The 17,255-nt window shown below is 64.6% G+C and carries 16 protein-coding genes; 3 read left to right on the top strand and 13 right to left on the bottom strand.

Annotated features, from left to right (window positions below):
- Nucleotides 1-2: 2 nt before the first annotated feature.
- From ctaD to VGN93_RS13685, 9 genes are all read right to left on the bottom strand, one after another.
- Nucleotides 3-2,507: a cytochrome c oxidase subunit I gene (ctaD, locus tag VGN93_RS13725; protein WP_327507940.1), complete on the bottom strand. Its 2,505-nt coding sequence runs from the start codon at nucleotides 2,505-2,507 to the stop codon at nucleotides 3-5.
- Nucleotides 2,504-3,445 carry a cytochrome c oxidase subunit II gene (coxB, locus tag VGN93_RS13720; protein WP_327507970.1) on the bottom strand — a complete coding sequence of 314 codons (942 nt, stop codon included), beginning with the start codon at nucleotides 3,443-3,445 and terminating at the stop codon, nucleotides 2,504-2,506. The genes ctaD and coxB overlap by 4 nt, the downstream gene beginning before the upstream one ends.
- Before the next feature lie 104 nt (nucleotides 3,446-3,549).
- Nucleotides 3,550-3,780 carry a DUF982 domain-containing protein gene (locus tag VGN93_RS13715; protein ID WP_319310176.1) on the bottom strand — a complete coding sequence of 77 codons (231 nt, stop codon included), beginning with the start codon at nucleotides 3,778-3,780 and terminating at the stop codon, nucleotides 3,550-3,552.
- 126 nt (nucleotides 3,781-3,906) lie between these two features.
- Nucleotides 3,907-5,694 carry an ABC transporter ATP-binding protein gene (locus tag VGN93_RS13710; RefSeq protein WP_327507939.1) on the bottom strand — a complete coding sequence of 596 codons (1,788 nt, stop codon included), beginning with the start codon at nucleotides 5,692-5,694 and terminating at the stop codon, nucleotides 3,907-3,909.
- A gap of 1 nt (nucleotide 5,695) precedes the next feature.
- Complete coding sequence (locus VGN93_RS13705) at nucleotides 5,696-6,556, bottom strand: ABC transporter permease (protein WP_256118377.1); 861 nt, start codon at nucleotides 6,554-6,556, stop codon at nucleotides 5,696-5,698.
- Nucleotides 6,553-7,503: an ABC transporter permease gene (locus tag VGN93_RS13700; RefSeq protein WP_414714091.1), complete on the bottom strand. Its 951-nt coding sequence runs from the start codon at nucleotides 7,501-7,503 to the stop codon at nucleotides 6,553-6,555. Before VGN93_RS13700 ends, VGN93_RS13705 begins: the two co-directional genes overlap by 4 nt.
- Before the next feature lie 11 nt (nucleotides 7,504-7,514).
- Entirely contained in the window at nucleotides 7,515-9,029 is a 1,515-nt protein-coding gene (locus tag VGN93_RS13695) for an ABC transporter substrate-binding protein (RefSeq protein WP_327507938.1), read from the bottom strand.
- A 54-nt stretch (nucleotides 9,030-9,083) separates the two neighbouring features.
- Nucleotides 9,084-10,565: a M81 family metallopeptidase gene (locus VGN93_RS13690; protein ID WP_327507937.1), complete on the bottom strand. Its 1,482-nt coding sequence runs from the start codon at nucleotides 10,563-10,565 to the stop codon at nucleotides 9,084-9,086.
- Between the two features lie 243 nt (nucleotides 10,566-10,808).
- Nucleotides 10,809-11,132, bottom strand: coding sequence for a hypothetical protein (locus VGN93_RS13685; RefSeq protein ID WP_327507936.1), 324 nt, complete (start codon nucleotides 11,130-11,132; stop codon nucleotides 10,809-10,811).
- A 101-nt stretch (nucleotides 11,133-11,233) separates the two neighbouring features.
- Here VGN93_RS13685 and VGN93_RS13680 point away from each other — a divergent pair, with 101 nt between their 5' ends.
- Complete coding sequence (locus tag VGN93_RS13680) at nucleotides 11,234-12,097, top strand: MurR/RpiR family transcriptional regulator (RefSeq protein ID WP_319310186.1); 864 nt, start codon at nucleotides 11,234-11,236, stop codon at nucleotides 12,095-12,097.
- 3 nt (nucleotides 12,098-12,100) lie between these two features.
- Here the strand turns inward: VGN93_RS13680 and VGN93_RS13675 are convergent, their stop codons facing one another.
- The 3 genes from VGN93_RS13675 to VGN93_RS13665 all read right to left on the bottom strand — a co-directional run bounded on the left by VGN93_RS13675 (nucleotide 12,101) and on the right by VGN93_RS13665 (nucleotide 14,646).
- Complete coding sequence (locus VGN93_RS13675) at nucleotides 12,101-12,400, bottom strand: DUF6522 family protein (protein ID WP_319310189.1); 300 nt, start codon at nucleotides 12,398-12,400, stop codon at nucleotides 12,101-12,103.
- A gap of 98 nt (nucleotides 12,401-12,498) precedes the next feature.
- Entirely contained in the window at nucleotides 12,499-13,893 is a 1,395-nt protein-coding gene (locus VGN93_RS13670) for a DUF4360 domain-containing protein (RefSeq protein WP_327507935.1), read from the bottom strand.
- Between the two features lie 162 nt (nucleotides 13,894-14,055).
- On the bottom strand, nucleotides 14,056-14,646 hold the full coding sequence (locus VGN93_RS13665) for a DUF4360 domain-containing protein (protein WP_327507934.1): 591 nt from the start codon (nucleotides 14,644-14,646) through the stop codon (nucleotides 14,056-14,058).
- 208 nt (nucleotides 14,647-14,854) lie between these two features.
- On the opposite strand from VGN93_RS13665, the gene VGN93_RS13660 reads away from it, so the two are divergent.
- Together VGN93_RS13660 and VGN93_RS13655 are read left to right on the top strand one after the other, a co-directional pair.
- Nucleotides 14,855-15,109: a hypothetical protein gene (locus VGN93_RS13660; protein ID WP_327507933.1), complete on the top strand. Its 255-nt coding sequence runs from the start codon at nucleotides 14,855-14,857 to the stop codon at nucleotides 15,107-15,109.
- Nucleotides 15,110-15,403: 294 nt separating this feature from the next.
- Complete coding sequence (locus VGN93_RS13655; RefSeq protein ID WP_327507932.1) at nucleotides 15,404-16,303, top strand: LysR family transcriptional regulator; 900 nt, start codon at nucleotides 15,404-15,406, stop codon at nucleotides 16,301-16,303.
- A gap of 12 nt (nucleotides 16,304-16,315) precedes the next feature.
- Here VGN93_RS13655 and VGN93_RS13650 read toward each other — a convergent pair whose 3' ends face one another.
- A complete protein-coding gene (locus VGN93_RS13650; protein WP_327507931.1) occupies nucleotides 16,316-17,017 on the bottom strand; it encodes a GntR family transcriptional regulator in 702 nt (233 codons plus the stop codon).
- Between the last annotated feature and the right edge of the window lie 238 nt (nucleotides 17,018-17,255).

Genomic DNA, 17,255 nt, shown 5'->3' with positions numbered 1-17,255 from the left:
CGTTACCTCAATCCCGGAAACAGGCCGAGCACGCCGAAGGACGTGATCGCGGTGACGACGAGGAAATGCCAGTAGAGCGCGACATTGCGCAGGTCCATGTCGTGGCGCGCGCTCATCCGCCCCGCGAAGCTGCGGGCGAGACAATAGAGCTGCATGATGATGCCGACGCCGCCATGCACGACGGTCCACAGGGCGACGACCCAGACGATCGCCGGATAGACATGCAGGGTCGGGTTCATGCCGGTGAGATAGGGCCCGGCAAGGCCCGCGCAACAGGCGGCGAGCGCCAGGAGCATGGCAACGACGAGCGCAAGACGGGTGAGGCCGTGCCGGTCGGTTTCGTTGACCCATCGCGCGAACAGCATGGCCACCCAGGCGAGCGTGAAGAGGCCGGCGGCGAGGAGCGGCCAGAGCAGACCGGGGCCGGCATGGCCGGCGGTGAAATCCTCGTGGATCGTCCAGTAGAAGAAATAGCCGAACATCAGGCTGGCATAGGCGGTGCCGTCGCCGGCCATGGTGATGAACATCGCCCACCAGCCGACCGATTGCGGCCCGGACGTATAGAGCGGCAGCGTCTCGCCGCGACCGACGTCGCGCATCTCCTCCTCCGGGATGGTGGCCGTGCCGGTCCACAGCCAGGCGATGATGGTGGCGAGCGTGACGAGGGCCGAGACGATCGTCGCGATCCACCAGTGGAAGGTCAACGCGATGAAGACGCCGCCGAGCGAAAAGGCGGCGACGATGGTGAGGATCGAGGTGCCGCCGACGCGCAGGCACTGGATGGGTTTTGCGTCGAGCACCGAGGTCACGAGCGTTTCGCGCGCGCCGTCCCTGGTGTCGGGCAGGTAGCCGCGGCCTGCCTTGATGTCCTCGATCAGGCCGGGCTGGTCCCAGATCGGGTAGCGGCTCCTGATGATCGGGATGGAGCGCACGCCCCATTTTTCCTCCGGTTCGGAAATCCATTCCAGCGTGCCGGAATTCCAGGGGTTCTGCCCGCCCTTCGGCTGGCGGTGTTTGGGGCGGATGACGTCGATCACCACGAGGGCGACGCCGGAGGCGAAGACGAAGGCGCCGATCGTCGAGATCAGGTTGAACCAGTCCCAGCCGATATCGGCCGGGTAGGTGAAGACGCGCCGCGGCATGCCGCGCAGGCCCGCGAGATGCATGGGGAAGAAGGCCAGGTTGAAGCCGGCGAACATCAGCCAGAAAGCGATTTTTCCGAGCCTGTCGGAGAGTTTTCGCGCGTTCAGCAGCGGGTAATAATAGTAGATGCCGGCGACGATCGGGAAGAGCATGCCGCCGATCAGGACGTAATGCAGGTGGGCGACGATGAAATAGGTGTCGTGCGCCTGCCAGTCGAAGGGCACCAGCGCCACCATCACGCCCGTCAGCCCGCCGATGATGAAGATCGCAAGCCCGCCTGCGCCAAACAGCATGGGCACGGAGAAGATGACACGGCCGGCGAGCATGGTGGCGATGAAGACGAAGACCTGTACGCCGGTCGGTATCGCCACCGCTTCGGAGGCGGCCGAGAAGAAGGCGAGCGAGATCTGCGGCAGGCCCGTGGTGAACATGTGGTGCACCCAGAGGCCGAAGCTCAGGAAGCCGGTACCGACGGCGGCAAGCACGATCCAGGAATAGCCGACGATCGGCCTTTGCGCGAAGGTCGGCACGATCATCGCCATCAGCGCGATTGCCGGCAGGAAGATGATGTAGACTTCCGGATGGCCGAAGATCCAGAACAGGTGCTGCCAGAGCAGCGGATCGCCGCCGCGCCCCGCGTCGAAGAACGGCCAGTCGAACATCCGCTCCATCTCGAACAGGATGTCGCCGGCAATCAGCGGCGGGAAGGCGAAGAGGATCATGCCGGCGACGATCAAGAGATACCAGGCGAAGAGCGGCATCATGTTGATGCGCATGCCGGGCGCGCGGCACTTCATGATGCCGACGATCAGCTCCACCGCGGCGGCGATCGAGGCCACCTCGATGAAGGAGAGGCCGAGCAGCCAGATATCGGCGCCGATGCCGGAATATTCCTTGTCGGTGGCAAGCGGCGGATACATGAACCAGCCGGTATTGGGTGCAGCACCGAAGAAGATCGAGCCGCAGACGAAAACGCCGCCGAGCGCGAAACTCCAGAAGCCGAAAGCCGAAAGCCGAGGGAAGGGCAGTTCCCGCGCGCCGAGCATCGAAGGCAAAAGGAAGATCGCCACCGCCTCGAAGATCGGCACGGCGAAGAGGAACATCATCACCGTGCCGTGCAGGGTGAAGGCCTGGTTGAACATGTCGGCGGAGAGAAAATCGTTTCCCGGCACGGCAAGCTGCACGCGCACCAGCAGCGCCAGCATTCCGGCAAACAGCATGAAGATGAAGGCGGCGGCGCCGTACCACAGGCCGATCTCGGTATTGTTGACGGAGGTCCAGTAGCGCCAGCCGGTGGGCGTGCGCCACACCTCGCGCAACTGCGCCTCCTGTGCCGCCCGGTCCTCACGCGAAAGATCGCTCATTTGAGCCCCACCAGATAAGCGGCGATAGCGGCGATATCCTCCTGCGGCAGCATGTCGAAGGCCGGCATCTCGGCGCCGGGTTTCACCGCGGCGGGATCGCGGATGAAACGGGCGACATTCTGCGCCGTGTTGGCGAGTGTGCCGGCGCCGACCGTCTGGCGCTGGCCGAAGAAGGTGAGGTCCGGGCCGAGGCTGGCGGGCGCCGTCACGCCACGCACGCCATGACAGCCGGCACAGCCGTGATGGGCGAAAAGCCGCTCGCCTTCGCCGGCACCCGGCCGGTTGCCAACGGCCTGCGCGCGGCGCCAGGCGGCATAGTCGTCCGGTTCCATGACGACGACCGAAAAGGCCATCAGCGTATGCGACGTGCCGCAGAATTCCGCGCAGGGCGCGCGAAAAAGGCCGGTGCGCGTCGGCTCCAGTGACAGTGTGTTGGTGCGGCCGGGGATCATGTCCATCTTGCCGCCGAGTGCGGGAATCCAGAAGGAATGGATGACGTCGGCGGCTTTCAGCGAAAAGCCGGTGCGCGTGCCGACCGGCAGCCGCAGTTCGTTCGCCGTCTCGAAACCCGGCATGCCGTCGATTGCCGGATAGCGGATGCGCCACCAGAACTGCTCGCCGGTGACCTCGATGGTTTCCGGCGCCGGAGCCATGCGCGTCAGCCACGGCCGGATCGCCGGCATCAGCCAGACCGCATAGGCGAGCAGCGCCAGAAGGACGACGACGGGAAAGGCGACCCCGCCCCAGACGATCAGCCGTCCGGCCTTCTCCGCCGACCATGGTGTTTCGCGCCGGCGCCCGGCCTGGACCAGCAGGCCAACCACGGCAAGCCAGATCAGCGCGCCGCCGACCACCATGACGAGAAAGAGCGTGTAGACCGCCGCCGCTTCCTCGCCCGCCGGGTCGAGTGCCGACTGCGCGCCGGCGCAGCCGCTCAGCGGGATCAGCAGGATGGGGAGGGCCGCTCGGGTGATCGCTCTCTGGCTCCGTTCAGGGGTTCATCAGGCGATATGGCCCGCATTTCTCCTGCGGCAAGGGCAGCTCAGTGCAGCGTTATGGCGATCTTCGCCTCATGCGCGGCTGCCAGAAAGGCATCGCGCGCCTCCTGGTCCTCGGCGTCGCCGTCGAGCGCGTCGGCACACAGGCGCATCGCCTTGTAGAAGGCGCTGCCATGTTGTTTTGGCCAGAATTGCATGAGATAGGCCGCCGCCTCGACGGAGCTGCGAACGATGACGAAGGCTTGCGCTTCCGGGTTCGCCAGAACGACGGGCATCTGCCACCTGTGATCGCTTTCCATATCGGAACCTGCCTTGTGGGCGTTGTTCCGATACAATCCCAGATGGCGCAAAAAGTTCCATAGGGCCCCTGGCGGGAACCGCGGCCGTGCGGCTGTTCTGGATTAAGCCGCCTCCTGCACGAAATGCCCCGGCGAAACCTCGCGATAGGCGCGCTTCGGCGGCACGTAGCCGTGTGGGCGCAGCGGGCTCTTGATCTCCTCGTTGAGCGGCGGCGGCTGGTGGCCGCGGCGGGTGGGGTCGGGCATCGGCACGGCCGCGATGAGGCGGCGCGTATAGGCGTGCTGCGGGTTGTCGAAGATCGCGGCACGTGGGCCGATCTCGACGATCTCGCCGAGGAACATCACCGCGACGCGATGGCTGACGCGCTCCACCACCGCCATGTCGTGCGAGATGAAGAGATAGGCGAGGCGGTGCTTTTCCTGGAGGTCGAGCAGCAGGTTGGACACCTGCGCCTTCACCGTCACGTCGAGCGCGGACACCGCCTCGTCCGCCACGATGAATTTCGGCTGGAGCGCCAGCGCGCGGGCAATCGAGATGCGCTGGCGCTGGCCGCCGGAAAATTCGTGCGGATGCCGCCCCGCCATCGCCCCCGACAGGCCGACCTGTTCCAACAGTTCGGCGACGCGCTCCTTCGCCTCGCGCCGCTCCAGCAGGCGGTGCGCCAGCATCGGTTCGGCGATGGCCGAGCCGATGGTGATGCGCGGATTGAGCGAGGCGAAGGGGTCCTGGAAGATCATCTGCGAGGTGCGGCGCATGGCGCGCAACACACTCGATCCGGCCTTGGTCACGTCCTGCCCGTCGATGACGACGGAGCCGGCGCTCGGATCGACGAGGCGCATGATCGCCCGGCCGGTGGTCGACTTGCCGCAGCCGGATTCGCCGACGAGCGACAGCGTCTCGCCCGGCCTGAGATCGAAGGAGACATCCTCGACGGCGTGGATCTGTCCCTGCGGCAGGGCGAAGCGCACGGAGAGTTTGTCGACCGTCAGGATCGGCTTGGCGTCCGTCGAAACGGGTTGCGTGACGCGGCCATCGGTCGCGAGACCCGTCGCGGGATCGACATCCGGAAAGCGGCGCGGCGCCGCCGCATCGCCCATCGTGCCGAGGCGCGGGATGGAGGCGAGCAGCGCCTTCGTATAGATCGCCTTCGGCGCGGCAAAGATGTCTTGCGTCCGGCCGGTCTCGATCATGTCGCCGCGGAACATCACCACGGTGCGGTCCGCCACCTCGGCCACCACGCCCATGTCATGGGTGATGAAGAGCACGCCCATGTTTTCCTCGCGCTGCAATTCGCGCAGCAGGTGGAGGATTTCCGCCTGTACGGTCACGTCGAGCGCCGTCGTCGGCTCGTCGGCGATGAGCAGCTTCGGCCGGCAGGCGAGCGCCATGGCGATCATCACGCGCTGGCGCATGCCGCCGGAGAATTTGTGCGGATATTCTTGCAGGCGGGATTTCGCGGCGGGGATGCGCACCCGCTCCATCAGCCGCAGGGCCTCCGCCTCGGCCGCCTTCCACGAGAGGTCGCGGTGCAGCACCAGCGCCTCGGCGATCTGGTTGCCGATGGTAAAGACCGGGTTGAGCGAGGTCATCGGCTCCTGAAAGATCATGCCGATGACGCCGCCGCGCACCGCGCGCATCTCCGCCTCGCTCGCCTGCAAAAGATCGCGGCCTTCGAGCAGGATGCGGCCCTCGTAGCGCGCCCGGCCGGGCGGCAGCAAGCGCATGGTGGAGAGCGCGGTGACGCTCTTGCCCGAGCCGGATTCGCCGACGATGGCGACGGTTTCCCCGGCATCGACCGTCAGGTTGATGTTGCGGATGACGGCGCGCCATCCCTCCGCGGTCTTGAACGACGTCGTCAGGTTCTCGACCGAAAGCACAGTGTCCGTCATGTCAGCTTTCCTTCGCAAGGCGCGGATCGACCAGATCGCGCAGCCCGTCGCCGAGCAGTTGCAGGGCGAGCACCGAGAAGACGATGGCCAGCCCCGGAAACACCATCAGCCAGGGGGCGTTGTTCATATATTCGCGGCCGGAGGCGAGCATGGTGCCCCAGGTCGGCATGTCGGTGGAAACGCCCACACCGAGGAAGGAAAGGCTCGCTTCCGCCAGCATCGCCGAGGCGAAGACGAAGGTCGCCTGGACGAGGATGGGCGAGGCAAGGTTGAGCAGCACATGGCGCGTCAGGATCTGCCAGGTCGGCAGGCCCATGGCGACGGCGGCCTCGATATAGGGCAGTTCGCGCAGCACCAGCGTGGAACCGCGCACGATGCGGGCGAGCCGCGGCGCATAGGTGATGCCGAGCGCCAGGATGACGGTCGTGAGCGATGGCCCGAGGGCGGCGACGAGCGCGATGGCGAGCAGGATATCCGGAAAGGACATCATGGCATCGAGCAGCCGCGAGATCGGCGCGTCTAGCTTGCGGAAGAAGCCGGCGGTCACCCCCAAAAGCACGCCGAGCACGGTGGAGATGGAGACCACGCCGAGGCTGACGAGCAGCGAGATGCGACCGGCGAAGATGGCGCGGGAAAAGATGTCGCGGCCGAATTCGTCGGTGCCGAAGACATGCGCGAAGGACGGCGCCTTCAGCTTGTTGACGATCGACAGCTTGTTCGGCGCATAGGGCGCGATCCAGGGCGCAAGGATCGCAGCCAGGAGCACGATCGCCAGGATGATCGCGCCGAAGAGGATGGCGCGGTTGCGGAAGAGCCGGCGCAGGCTGGCGGTGAAGGGCAAGGGGAGGGAGGCTGTCGTCATAGGCGCACCCGCGGATCGACGAGGATGTAGAGCATGTCCACCATGAAGTTGATGAGCACGTAGATCGCCGCGACGACCAGCAGCGCGCCCTGGATGACGGGGTAATCACGCCGCAGCACGGCCGAGACCACGAGATTGCCGACGCCCGGCAGGCCGAACACCGTTTCCGTCACCACCGCGCCCGCCACCAGCATGGCGATGGACAGGCCGATGACGGTGATGATCGGGATCAGGGCGTTCTTCAGCGCGTGTTTGAGGATAACGCGCCGTTCGCTCGCCCCCTTGGCGCGCGCGGTGCGCACATAATCGTCGCCGAGCACGTCCAGCATCGCGGCACGGGTGAAGCGGGTGATCAGCGCCGAGTTGACGATGCCGAGCGCCACCGCGGGCAGCACGAGATGATGCAGCCGCTCAAGGAAGGACGTATCCGGCCCGCCGTAACCGGAGGCCGGAAACCAGCCCTGGCCGACGGCGAAGACCTGGATGAGGATAAGGCCGAGCCAGAAGCTCGGCACGCTCGCCGCCACCATGGTGAGCGTCACGACGACCTGGTCGAACAGCGTGCCACGCCTGACGGCGGAGAAGATGCCGACCGGCAGCGCGATCGCCACCGCAATCAGGATCGAGAACAGCGTGAGGAAGAAGGTCGGCTCGGCGCGCGCCGCAAGCGCCGTCGTCACCGGCTGGTCGAGGAAGATCGACTGACCGAGATCGCCCTTGAGGATGCCCAGCACGAACTGGCCGTACTGGGCGATCAGCGGCGCATCGAGACCCATCTTGCTACGCAGTTGCGAAATGTCCTCCGGGGTCGCATCCGACCCCAGCATCACGGCGGCCGGATCGCCCGGCGTCACGCGGACGATGACGAAAACCACCGTCACGACCAAAGCGAGCACGATGGCCATGCCCCCCAGCCGTTTCAACAGTGCCTGAGCGATCCGAACCATGATTCAGGGCCTCACTTCTTCGGGGTTACGTTCCAGAAATGCGGCCAGTAGGTGGGCGTATAGCCGGAAATGCCGGTGGAAACCCCCGTGACCGCATTAAAATTGCCGGCCTTGAAGAGCGGCGCATCGTCGTAGATCACGGCCTGGATGCCTTCCCACGCCTTCTGCTTGTCCGCGTCGGACACGGCGTCCATATAGGTCGCGACGACCTTGGCTTTCTCGTCCGAGACGTACCAGCCGGGATAGGCGTCGGTGATCGTGTTGATCGTCGTCGGGTCGCCGGGGAAGTTGGAATGGGTGATGAAGATGTCCCACTCCTTCGGGTCGGCGCGCCGGGTGGTCAGCGTCGCCCAGTCCACCACCTGCATGTCGACCTTGAAGCCGGCGGCTTCGAGATAGGCCTTGGCGACCTCGCCGATCTTGTAGTGGAACTCGTACTGGCGGCTGGTCATCAGGCGCAGCGGCGTGCCGTCGTAGCCGGCCTCTTCGAGCAGCTTCGCGGCGGTTTCAGGGTCGCCTTCGCCATAACGCGCGACGCCGGATTCCGTGTGCCAGAGCGAGCCCTTCGGGAAGATCGAGCCGTCGACGCTGAAGAAGCGCTCGTCGGAGAAGGCGGCGAGCATCATGTCGTTCGGGTTAAGTGCCGCCTGCACGGCCTGGCGCAGCGCCTTCCTGGTGAGCAGGCCTTCCTTCATGTTCATGTTGAGCGAGGCCCAGCCGGTGTTTTCGTAGATGACCGGCTTGGCATTGCCGCTCGCCTCGACGCGCTCATAGGCACTGACCGGCAGCGAATCGGCGAAATCGAACTGGCCGGAGATCAGCCCCTCGACGCGGGTATTGGCGTCCGGCACTGGCACGAAACGGATTTCCTTGGCGATCGCCTCGCGTTTTCCCGCATAGTTGCTGGGCTCGCCCTCCGGCGACGTGTAGCCGTCGAAGCGCACGAGCTGGGTATATTGGTCGGGCTTGCGCTCCTTCAGCGCATAGGGGCCGGTGCCGATGAAGTCGGTCAGCGTATCGGCGATCTTTTCCGACGGCATGATGATGGAGGCCTGCGAGAAGGTGGCGAGCAGAGGCGCATACCGCGACTTCAGCTTGACGACGACGGCGTTCGCACCGTCTTCCGAAAGGCTCTCGATCACTTCGGCGACCTGCTTGCCCTTGGAGTTGACTGCCATCCAGCGCGTCAACGAGGCGGTGACGTCCTTGGCGTCGAGATCGCTGCCGTCATGGAATTTCACGCCTTCGCGCAGCGGGATGCGATAGGTGAGGCCGTCCTCGGAAATCTCCGGCATGGCGGCGGCGAGCAGCGGCACGGAGCGCCACTCGGTGTCATAGGTGTAGAGCGTCTCGAAAATGTGCTGGTCGATGGTCAGCACGATGTCGGTCGGCGTCTGCATGGCGTCGAGCGTCGGCGGCTCGCCGATGGTCGCGACGGTGAGCACGCCGTCGGTGGTCTGGGCGATCGCCAGGCTGCTGGTGCCGGCAAGTGCGGCCAATGTCATGAGAACCAATGCACGTTTCATCTTGTAACCCTCTCTTTTTTCAACGTTGACGCCGGCTCCCGTCCGGCAGGTGGTTCAGCTTTCCAGTCCGAGCGGATCGGCGACACGCGGCCAGAGCGTATGGCTTGCCTTGCGATAGGCCGTCGTGGCCGGGTCCGTCGGGTAGGAGGTCGGCGCGGCGACATAGACGATCTCGGAGGAGACCGGCTGGAAACCGGCATGGAAATGGTTGGTCGATTTCACCAGCAGGAAGGCTTTCCGCGTGAAGTCGATGCCCTGGTTGGCGAAGATGTCGGGCTGGTAGGTCTGGGTGCGGCTGGTGATCAGCACGATGTCGATGCTCGTGCCGAGCGGGCGCACCACGGCGGCGGCGCCGAGCGTCACGCGGCTGTTGCGAAAACTCTGCCAGCCGGCATCGAACACCGCCTGCACCGTCACGCGCAGGTCGAGCGGCTCGCCGCCCTCCGGCCCGGATTTTCCGCCGAAGCGCAGGGCAAGCTCCGCCCCTTCGCCCGCCGCATGGCAGAAGGATACGGCAATCGGATCCCAGATCGTCGCCACCGCGACATTCTCAAAACCGCGCTCGATCATCCGGCGCAGGATATGGGTCGCATCCCCCGCCACGCCACCGCCCGGATTGTCCCAGACATCGGCGATGACGACCGGCACATCCGGCCGTTCGGCGCGTACCGCCAAGGCCCGGTCGAGCCCGTTCTCGGTGTCGAGCATCGGCATCGCCGCCTGCCGGCGCAGGGCGTAAAGCTCGTGGCCGAGCACTTCCGCCAGCGCGTCGCCCTTGGCCTTGTCGTTGTCGGTCACGACGAGGATGCGGGTGCCCATGTCCGGCACGTCGCCGGCCATGAAGCCGTGGATCACGGAGATCGACAGGATGCCGCCGCGGCCCTCCATCGCCTTCAGACGGTCGACGAAGGAGCGCATCGGCTCGCGGCTCGTCGGGTAGAGGGTGATCATGCGGCAGTCGAAGGTCGAGATGACCGGCCGGATCTCGCCGCGCAGCGTGCGCAGAGCAAGGTCGACGACATGGTCGCCCCGCTCCTCGAAATCCGTATGCGGGAATTCGAGGAAGGTCGCCATGAGGTCGAGACTGGCGACGCGCAGCGCCGTCAGGTGGCTGTGCGGATCGAATTCCGCCGCGACCAGCACCTTCGGACCGACGATGGCGCGGACCCGGGACAAGAGGTCGCCCTCGGGATCGTCATAACCCTGCGCCACCATCGCGCCATGCAGGCCGAGCACGACCGCATCCACCGGCAGCGCATCCTTCAACTCGTCAAGGATCTGGTCGCGCAGCGTCTCATAGGTCCTGCGCTGAATAAGCCCGGCCGGCTCCGCCCAGCAGGAAGTGCCCTCGATGACGGTAAAGTCCTCGGCGCGTCCGCGCCGGCGCAGGATCGGCACGACGGAGGAGCAGAGCGTCGGCGTGTCGGGATGTTCACCCGGCCCCGCATAGAAGGCGGCCTTGAAGGCGTTCATGTCCGTCGGAACGGGGGAAAATGTATTGGTCTCGGTCGCCAGCGAGGCCGTGAAGATGCGCATGTCTATCCGTCCGAATGGGTTGAAGCTTTAGGACGCGCCCAGCCGCCATCATCCGCCGGTGAGGGCGTTGACGCGTTCGGCCGTGAGGCTTTCCGATAATGTTCCCGTGTTTGTTTCACCGCCTGTGCGGTGTAATTTATTTTCCCGATAATGCGATAATTTCACAGAAAGTCAAGATCGGGTGCGCTTATGCCGGCTCATTGTGTAATCTGTTTTCTTGCGGGTCGGAAAAGAGAGGAATTTTCACGCAGCCAAATTGCGCGGAGAGGTCAGCGGTGAAGCAAGCACTTCGAATCCGCTTTGAATATCAAACCGTTCCGAAGCCGGCACTTGCTGTTGTAGAGTGCGAGCGGTGAAAATGACCTGAAAATGCAAGGTGGCGAAGAGTGCCGGAATTTCAGCGCCGTCTGCCGTCGCCTCGGCGTTGCAGCTGTTCGACGTGAAATTATGAAAAAATATTTCTCCTCCGCGTGTAAAAAATCGGACGCCGCGCAACCTCCGAAACGAGGCAGGAATGCTGTAGGGCCTGCTATTCCGGCATTTCGCCCAGGAAAAAGCGGCGCCCATCTGCGAAGCCTCATGCCAAAACCATTGATGCGAAGCGGCACTGTGTTATGACTGACGCATAAGAAATTCGTTTTCACGCATCGCGCAGGGGCGGAGAGCCGATGGACCTTTTTCACGCATTGTCGGATGAGGACGGCCGGCTTTCCGGGTTGGATCGCAAACTTGCGCAGCTTGCTTTGGAGGATGTGGATTTCGTCGTCAATTCGTCGATCGGCGAGCTTGCCGAGCGTGCCGGCGTGTCGCCGCCGACGGTCACCCGCTTCTGCCGCCGGCTCGGCTGCAAGGGCTATCCGGATTTCAAGGTGCAGCTCGCCCGGCTCACCTATGTCGGCCTGCGCTATGTGAAGCCGGAAGTGCCGACCGAGACGGCGGACGAGGTGGCCGAGGACATCATCGCCAAGGCGCAGAACGCGCTGTTCCAGCTGCACCGCCAGCTCGATTTCGCCGCCCTCGACACGGCGGCCCGCCTGCTGCGCGGCGCTGATTTCATCCAGGCCTTCGGCGCCAGCGGCAATTCGGCGATGATCGTCAACGAGCTGCACAACCGGCTCTTCCGGCTCGGCTGCCGCGTCAATGCCTCCAACGACCACAATATGAATGCGATGATCTCGGCAGCCGCCCTGCCGGGCACGGTGGTGTTCGGCTCGTCCTTCACCGGGCGCGATCCGGCGCTGGTGCATTGCCTGGGCCTGCTGCGCAAGCGCGCCATCCCCACCATCGTCGTCACCCAGAGCGGCTCGCCGGTCGCGACCGCGGCGGACGTGGTCATCTCCGTCGATCTGCCGGAGGGCAAGAACATCTTCCGGCCGACCTCGACGCGCTATGCCTACCTGGCGGTCATCGACATGCTGGCCAATCTCGTCGCCTATACCGATAGGGCGAAGGCGCTGAAGACGCTGCGCAGCATCAAGGAGGAACTGGTGAGCCGTCGCGACGGCGACGATCGCCAGCTTCTCGGCGACTGAATGTCAGCGCCCCGTGCGCCGCGGCGCGGAGGGGATGACCTCGATGCTCTGCGTGCCGACGGTGCCGTCCGCCTCGACGATCGCCTGCCAGCGCCGGTTGCCGCAGCGCACGGTGAGCCGCCAGCGGCCCGCATCCTCCCCCTCGCCACGCTCGACGCGCGACGTGACGAAGCCGCGTCGCATCATGTCGCGCAGCGTCTGCGTCGGCCAGCCGAAACGCTCCGCCAGCATTTCCGCCGGCAGCAGGAATTCGCCCGCTTCGTCACGGCTGAGAATGATGGGTCGGGCGTCGGCTGGGGTCATGATGGCGCTCCTGTGGTCGCCACTCTTAACCCGCGCCGCATCCGGCCGAAAGTGCGATAGCGTCACATCCCGCCGGAAGGTCGCAGCATTCACAGCCGTCAGAACGACGCCTTGATCTGCCCGCCGATGTTCCAGTCCGGCTTGTCGCTTTCGCGGAAGGTGGCGGAAACGGCGGTGTCGAGCTGCCAGCGCTGGTCGAATTTCCAGCCGACGCGCCCGCCGACCGTCGCAAAGGTCTGGTCGTCGGCCTTGCCCTTCACATCGCCGACCCAGTCGACGGAGGCTTTCACACCATTGCTGCCGGCAAAGGTCCGGCCGACCGCGCCGAGCAGGGTATAGTCGAACCTGTCGTCCAGCCTGCGGCTCCAGGCGAGCTCGGCGCTGACCGTATCCGAATGCGAGCGGCCGCCCTTGATATGGGCCGCAAACAGATTCTTGCCGGAGGCATCCTCGTCATAGCCGTCGAGGTCGAGCCAGGAGCGGGTGAAGCGGGTGGAGAGCGCGATCTCGTTGGCATCGTCCGGCGCATAGATCACGCCGAGCCGACCATAGGCGCTGAACAGCGAGCCGGAGGCCGTGCCGCCGGCGAAGACCAGCGAATCGAGGTTCACGTAGCTGCGCGACAGCGAGGCCGAAATATCGGGCGATCCCCAGGCGCCAGCCTCGCCGAAGGCCCGCCAGGTGGTGGCGGGCGTGGTGTAGCGCACGGCGCCGGCGAGCAGCGCCAGCGTGTCGAGCCCGACATCGGTGCGGTTCGGGTTGACGATGGCGGCACCACCGAGAACGCTCACGCCGTTGCCGGCCTCCCAGCGCCCGTTGAAGCCCGCGGCCGCATCCGAGCTGGCGAAAGCGGCGAGGTAGCTTCCCTCGTCGAAGCGGCTCGTCTGGCCGAGCAGGTTCTGCGCGGTGTCGATCAGGTCGAGCGCGATGGATTGGCGCTGGCGCGCGATCTGGTTCATCGAGCCGACGACCGAGGCCGTGGTGGTGAAGCCGATGCGCGCGAAGTCGATCGAGTCGATGGAGAGGGTGGATTCGAAGCCGTTTTCGTCGAGCGGCCCCGTCGCATCGAGGATTACGGCGAGGTCGAGCGAATCGGAGCCCGAAACGCCGACCCTGTCGGAGATGGCGACGTCGTCCTGCAGCGGCCCCTTGATCTCGTATTGCAGGATCTGCTTGCCATCCTGCGTCGTGCGAAGCGAGGCGGTCTGGCCGTCCTCCGTGGAAGCGAAGCCGCGATAATCCACGGCGTAGACCGAGTGCCCGTCCTTCTGGGTCACGGGCACGCTGAGCTTGCAGGAACTGGTGGCGCGCCGCACGCCCGAAGCCCCGCCCGCCATCGCGGAAAAATCGTCGAACAGGATGCTCGTCGCGTTGCCGTCCGGCGAATGCGTGGTGGAGAACGTACCGTCCGCGCAGCCGTTTGCCGCGAGCGCGGGCCCCGGAAGCTGGACCGAAGCGGCGGCGAGAAGGGCGAGACGAAACGCAACACGCATGCAAAAATTCCCTGAAAACGGCCGGGCAGCGATCAACGCCGCCCGGCTTTATGCAAGATTAGAAGCAATTCCAGCAAAAGTGCGAAGCGGTTCTGCGTCCGGAATTGCGTAAGAAAACAATCGGTAAAGCGTTTTCGTGATTCGGAGAAAAGCGGAAATGCTTTAGCGGCAGGTGCGCCACTGCAGCCGATAAATGATCGCCGCCTTGACGTCCTGGGTGTCGACCGTCGCCATGGCTTCCTGGCCGCGCGTCGTGTTGACGCGAATGCTGGAATTGGTGCGCAGGTTGACGTCCTCGCCGCAGGCCGACCAGATCAGCGATTCTGCTACCAGCTTGTTGGAGATCAGGTAGTCCTTTTCCTGCGGGCCGGTAAATGTCTGGCGGAAGGCCGGGCCGCGTGTGCCGGCGAAGAAATATTCGACGTTGAACTGCGAGCGGGCGCCGCGCGGCAGCTGGTTGAAGCCGCGATAGTCGATCGCCAGCACCGAGACGCTGCGGCCCTGCGGCACGTGCACCGGGATCGCGACGTTGCAGGTCTTGCGGTCGAAGGACTTGCCCGTTTCGCCGCCGGCTTCCACGACATAGTCGTCGAACAGCAGGCTGAGCGCCTTGCCATCCGGGCTCAGCGTTGCCGAAACGCTGTTGGCCGGGCAGCCGCTGCCGCCGTAACCGGGCTTGCCGAGCGAAATGTCGTCGGCCTGCGCGGCCGTGGCAAGAAAGAGGGATGCGAGCGCGATACCAACGATTTTCATGAGTTTTCCTCGATTTCGAAACGAACCTGACGTTCGTCTGAAGATATGACTGCCGTGACCTGAACCATCGCTGAGCACGACGTTCATTCTGGAGTCATCCGGCCCATGGCAATCTGTACGATACGCAGTTAACAGCGTTTTAAAGAAAATTGTTCGCAAACGTGCCATTCGAAGGCAAAACCGTGGCGCGCGGGCAAGGAGAGGTGAGATGCATTCAACCCCGGCCATTCCCAAGCTGCTGATGATCGTGCTGGCGACCGGTTTCGTCCTCGCCGGCTGCACGACGGAACGCGCACCGGATATCCGCCCCGGCTATTCCGGTTCGGTATCGCCGGCGTTGCGGGAGCACCGGCGAAAGCAGCGCATCCGCTACGAAGAGGGCAACTACCGCCGGCTCTACCGCCAGCAGGACTGCCGCCAAGCCGAACGCGGTTGCGACGGCTACGCGCGGTTCCGTCCCTGAACACCTTGTAAGGACAGTTTCGTAAACCATACTCACGCGGCGGACCCGTATAAAGCGGAGGCACGTGATGACAGATTTTGTGAAGGCTCTTAACTTCGATGAGGAGAATTCACACTCCTACCCCTCTTTCGCAGTGAATTGCGCGCTATCTGTGCATTTGCGCAGGTTCTCTTGAATGGGGTTCTAAATTACCAATTAAGAGGGAAAGGCGTTGCGGGCTGTTTCACGGACGGTGGCAGGTGCCTTGCCTTGCGGTATGCGATCCGAAATGCCAGGGGATGAGGTGACGCACGAATGCAATGCAATATCAGGGCCTTACAGGTATTCGAATGCGTCTTTCGCCATCGCTCCATCGCCAATGCGGCCGATGAGCTGGCGATTACACGCAGCGCAATCAGCCATCAGCTGCGCTATCTGCGCACCCAGATCGGCGAGGACCTGATCGAGAAGGCCGGCCGTAACCTGGCTTTCACGGATCGCGGCACCAAGCTCGCCAGGTCCCTGTCCTTCGCCTTCGCCCAGATCGAAAATTCGATCCGGAGCAGCATCAGCGAGACGACGCCGGCGCTTCGTGTCGCGGTCTGCACGTCCTTCGGCTCCGGCTGGCTGATCCCCCGGGTGAAACTCTATCCGCAAGCCGCCGACTGCCGCATGCAGATCAAATTGCAGGCCTACCAGCCGGAACTCAGCGACGCGATCGCCGATATCTTCTTCACCACCACGCCGGTCAAGGACGGGTTCTGGAGCGTCAAGCTCCTGCCCGAGGATCTGGTTGCCGTGGGCACCGCCGAGCAGATCCCGCCGGATCGCAAACGCGGTTATGCGCTCATCACGACGGAGGTCGAGGAGCGCGATTTCATGTCGGACTGGCAGGGCTATCTCGACTTGATCGGTGGCAGCGACCTGCTGGACAATGCATCCGTGCTCGGCGCGAGCCACTATCTCTTCGCCGTGGAAATGGCCGAGCAGGGCCTCGGCATCGCGCTGGTCCCGTATTTTCTCGCCGAGCAGCGGGTTTCGGAGGGCGGGCTCCAGGTTTGGAACGACGCGCGCATGCCGTCGGGCCGGGCGTATTATCTCAACGTCAAACACGCCCGCCGCAACGAGCCCGATATCCGCAATTTCGTGAACTGGGTCCGGCGGATGGTCGTCGACACGCCGGCCGAGCGCTTGACCCTGGCAACCGGCGCCTGAACGGCGAGCCGGTCAGGCGAGGCCTTCGGCTGCCGCATAGGCGGTGAGCACATCCTTGATGTTGCGATCGTCTTCGCGCGGCAGCAGCGCGCGCGTGGTGATCGAATCGAGATGGTGGGCCATCAGCTTGGAGGCGTCTTCGGCCTTGCCGGCGATCAGGCTGTCGAGCAGTTCCTGATGTTCGGAGACGGCGCAGTCCGAGGAATGCGGCCGGCCGTAGAGCGCCAGGATCAGCGAGCTGCGGGCGACGAGTTCGTTCACATAGCGGATGAGGCTGGCATTGTTGGTCATCTGCGCCAGCATTGTATGGAACTCGCCGGCAAGCCGGATCGAGGTCGCATGTTCCTTCTCGGCATCCTCCGCCGCGATATGGGCGGCGAGCGTGTCGATCTGCTCCTTGGTGAGCTTGCCGGCAAGCGTCTCGACGACGAGGCGCTCCAGCGCCATGCGCGTCAGGAACAGGTTGCGGCCCTCTTCGAGCGTCGGCCGCGCCACCGTCGCACCCTTGTTGGGTCGCAGGTCGACGAGACCTTCCTCGCTGAGCCTCACCAGCGCCTCGCGCACCAGGGTGCGGCTGACGCCGAGCCGTTCGCCGATCGAATCCTCCGGCAGCTTCGAGCCGGGCGACAACGCCTGGTCGAGAATGGCGCGCTTCAGCGCACGATGAACGGCTTGCGAGCGGCCGCGGCCCTGATCGTCAACTTTCTTCGCCATTCGCGGTCTCCATACGCACAAAATATCTCGCGCAAATTGCACACAAAGGCCGATTCTGTCCACCGGTTCGCGCGCCGCGCTTGGGAGCAGATAGGGTTGAAGACCGGCGCCTGGCGAATATTCCTTCTTCCCTATGGGGCTCTTTACGCCCGAAGAAATACGGGCTTACTTCGAAAATATATGCATACAATAATTGCATCCTATAGATTGGAACGAGCATCATACGGCCTCCGCCGGT

This window comes from Shinella sp., assembly GCF_035998705.1.
In the GTDB taxonomy this organism is placed as follows: Bacteria; Pseudomonadota; Alphaproteobacteria; order Rhizobiales; family Rhizobiaceae; genus Shinella.
Note: the sequence above shows the minus strand (reverse complement) of the source record. Positions and strands in the feature narration are given on the sequence as shown.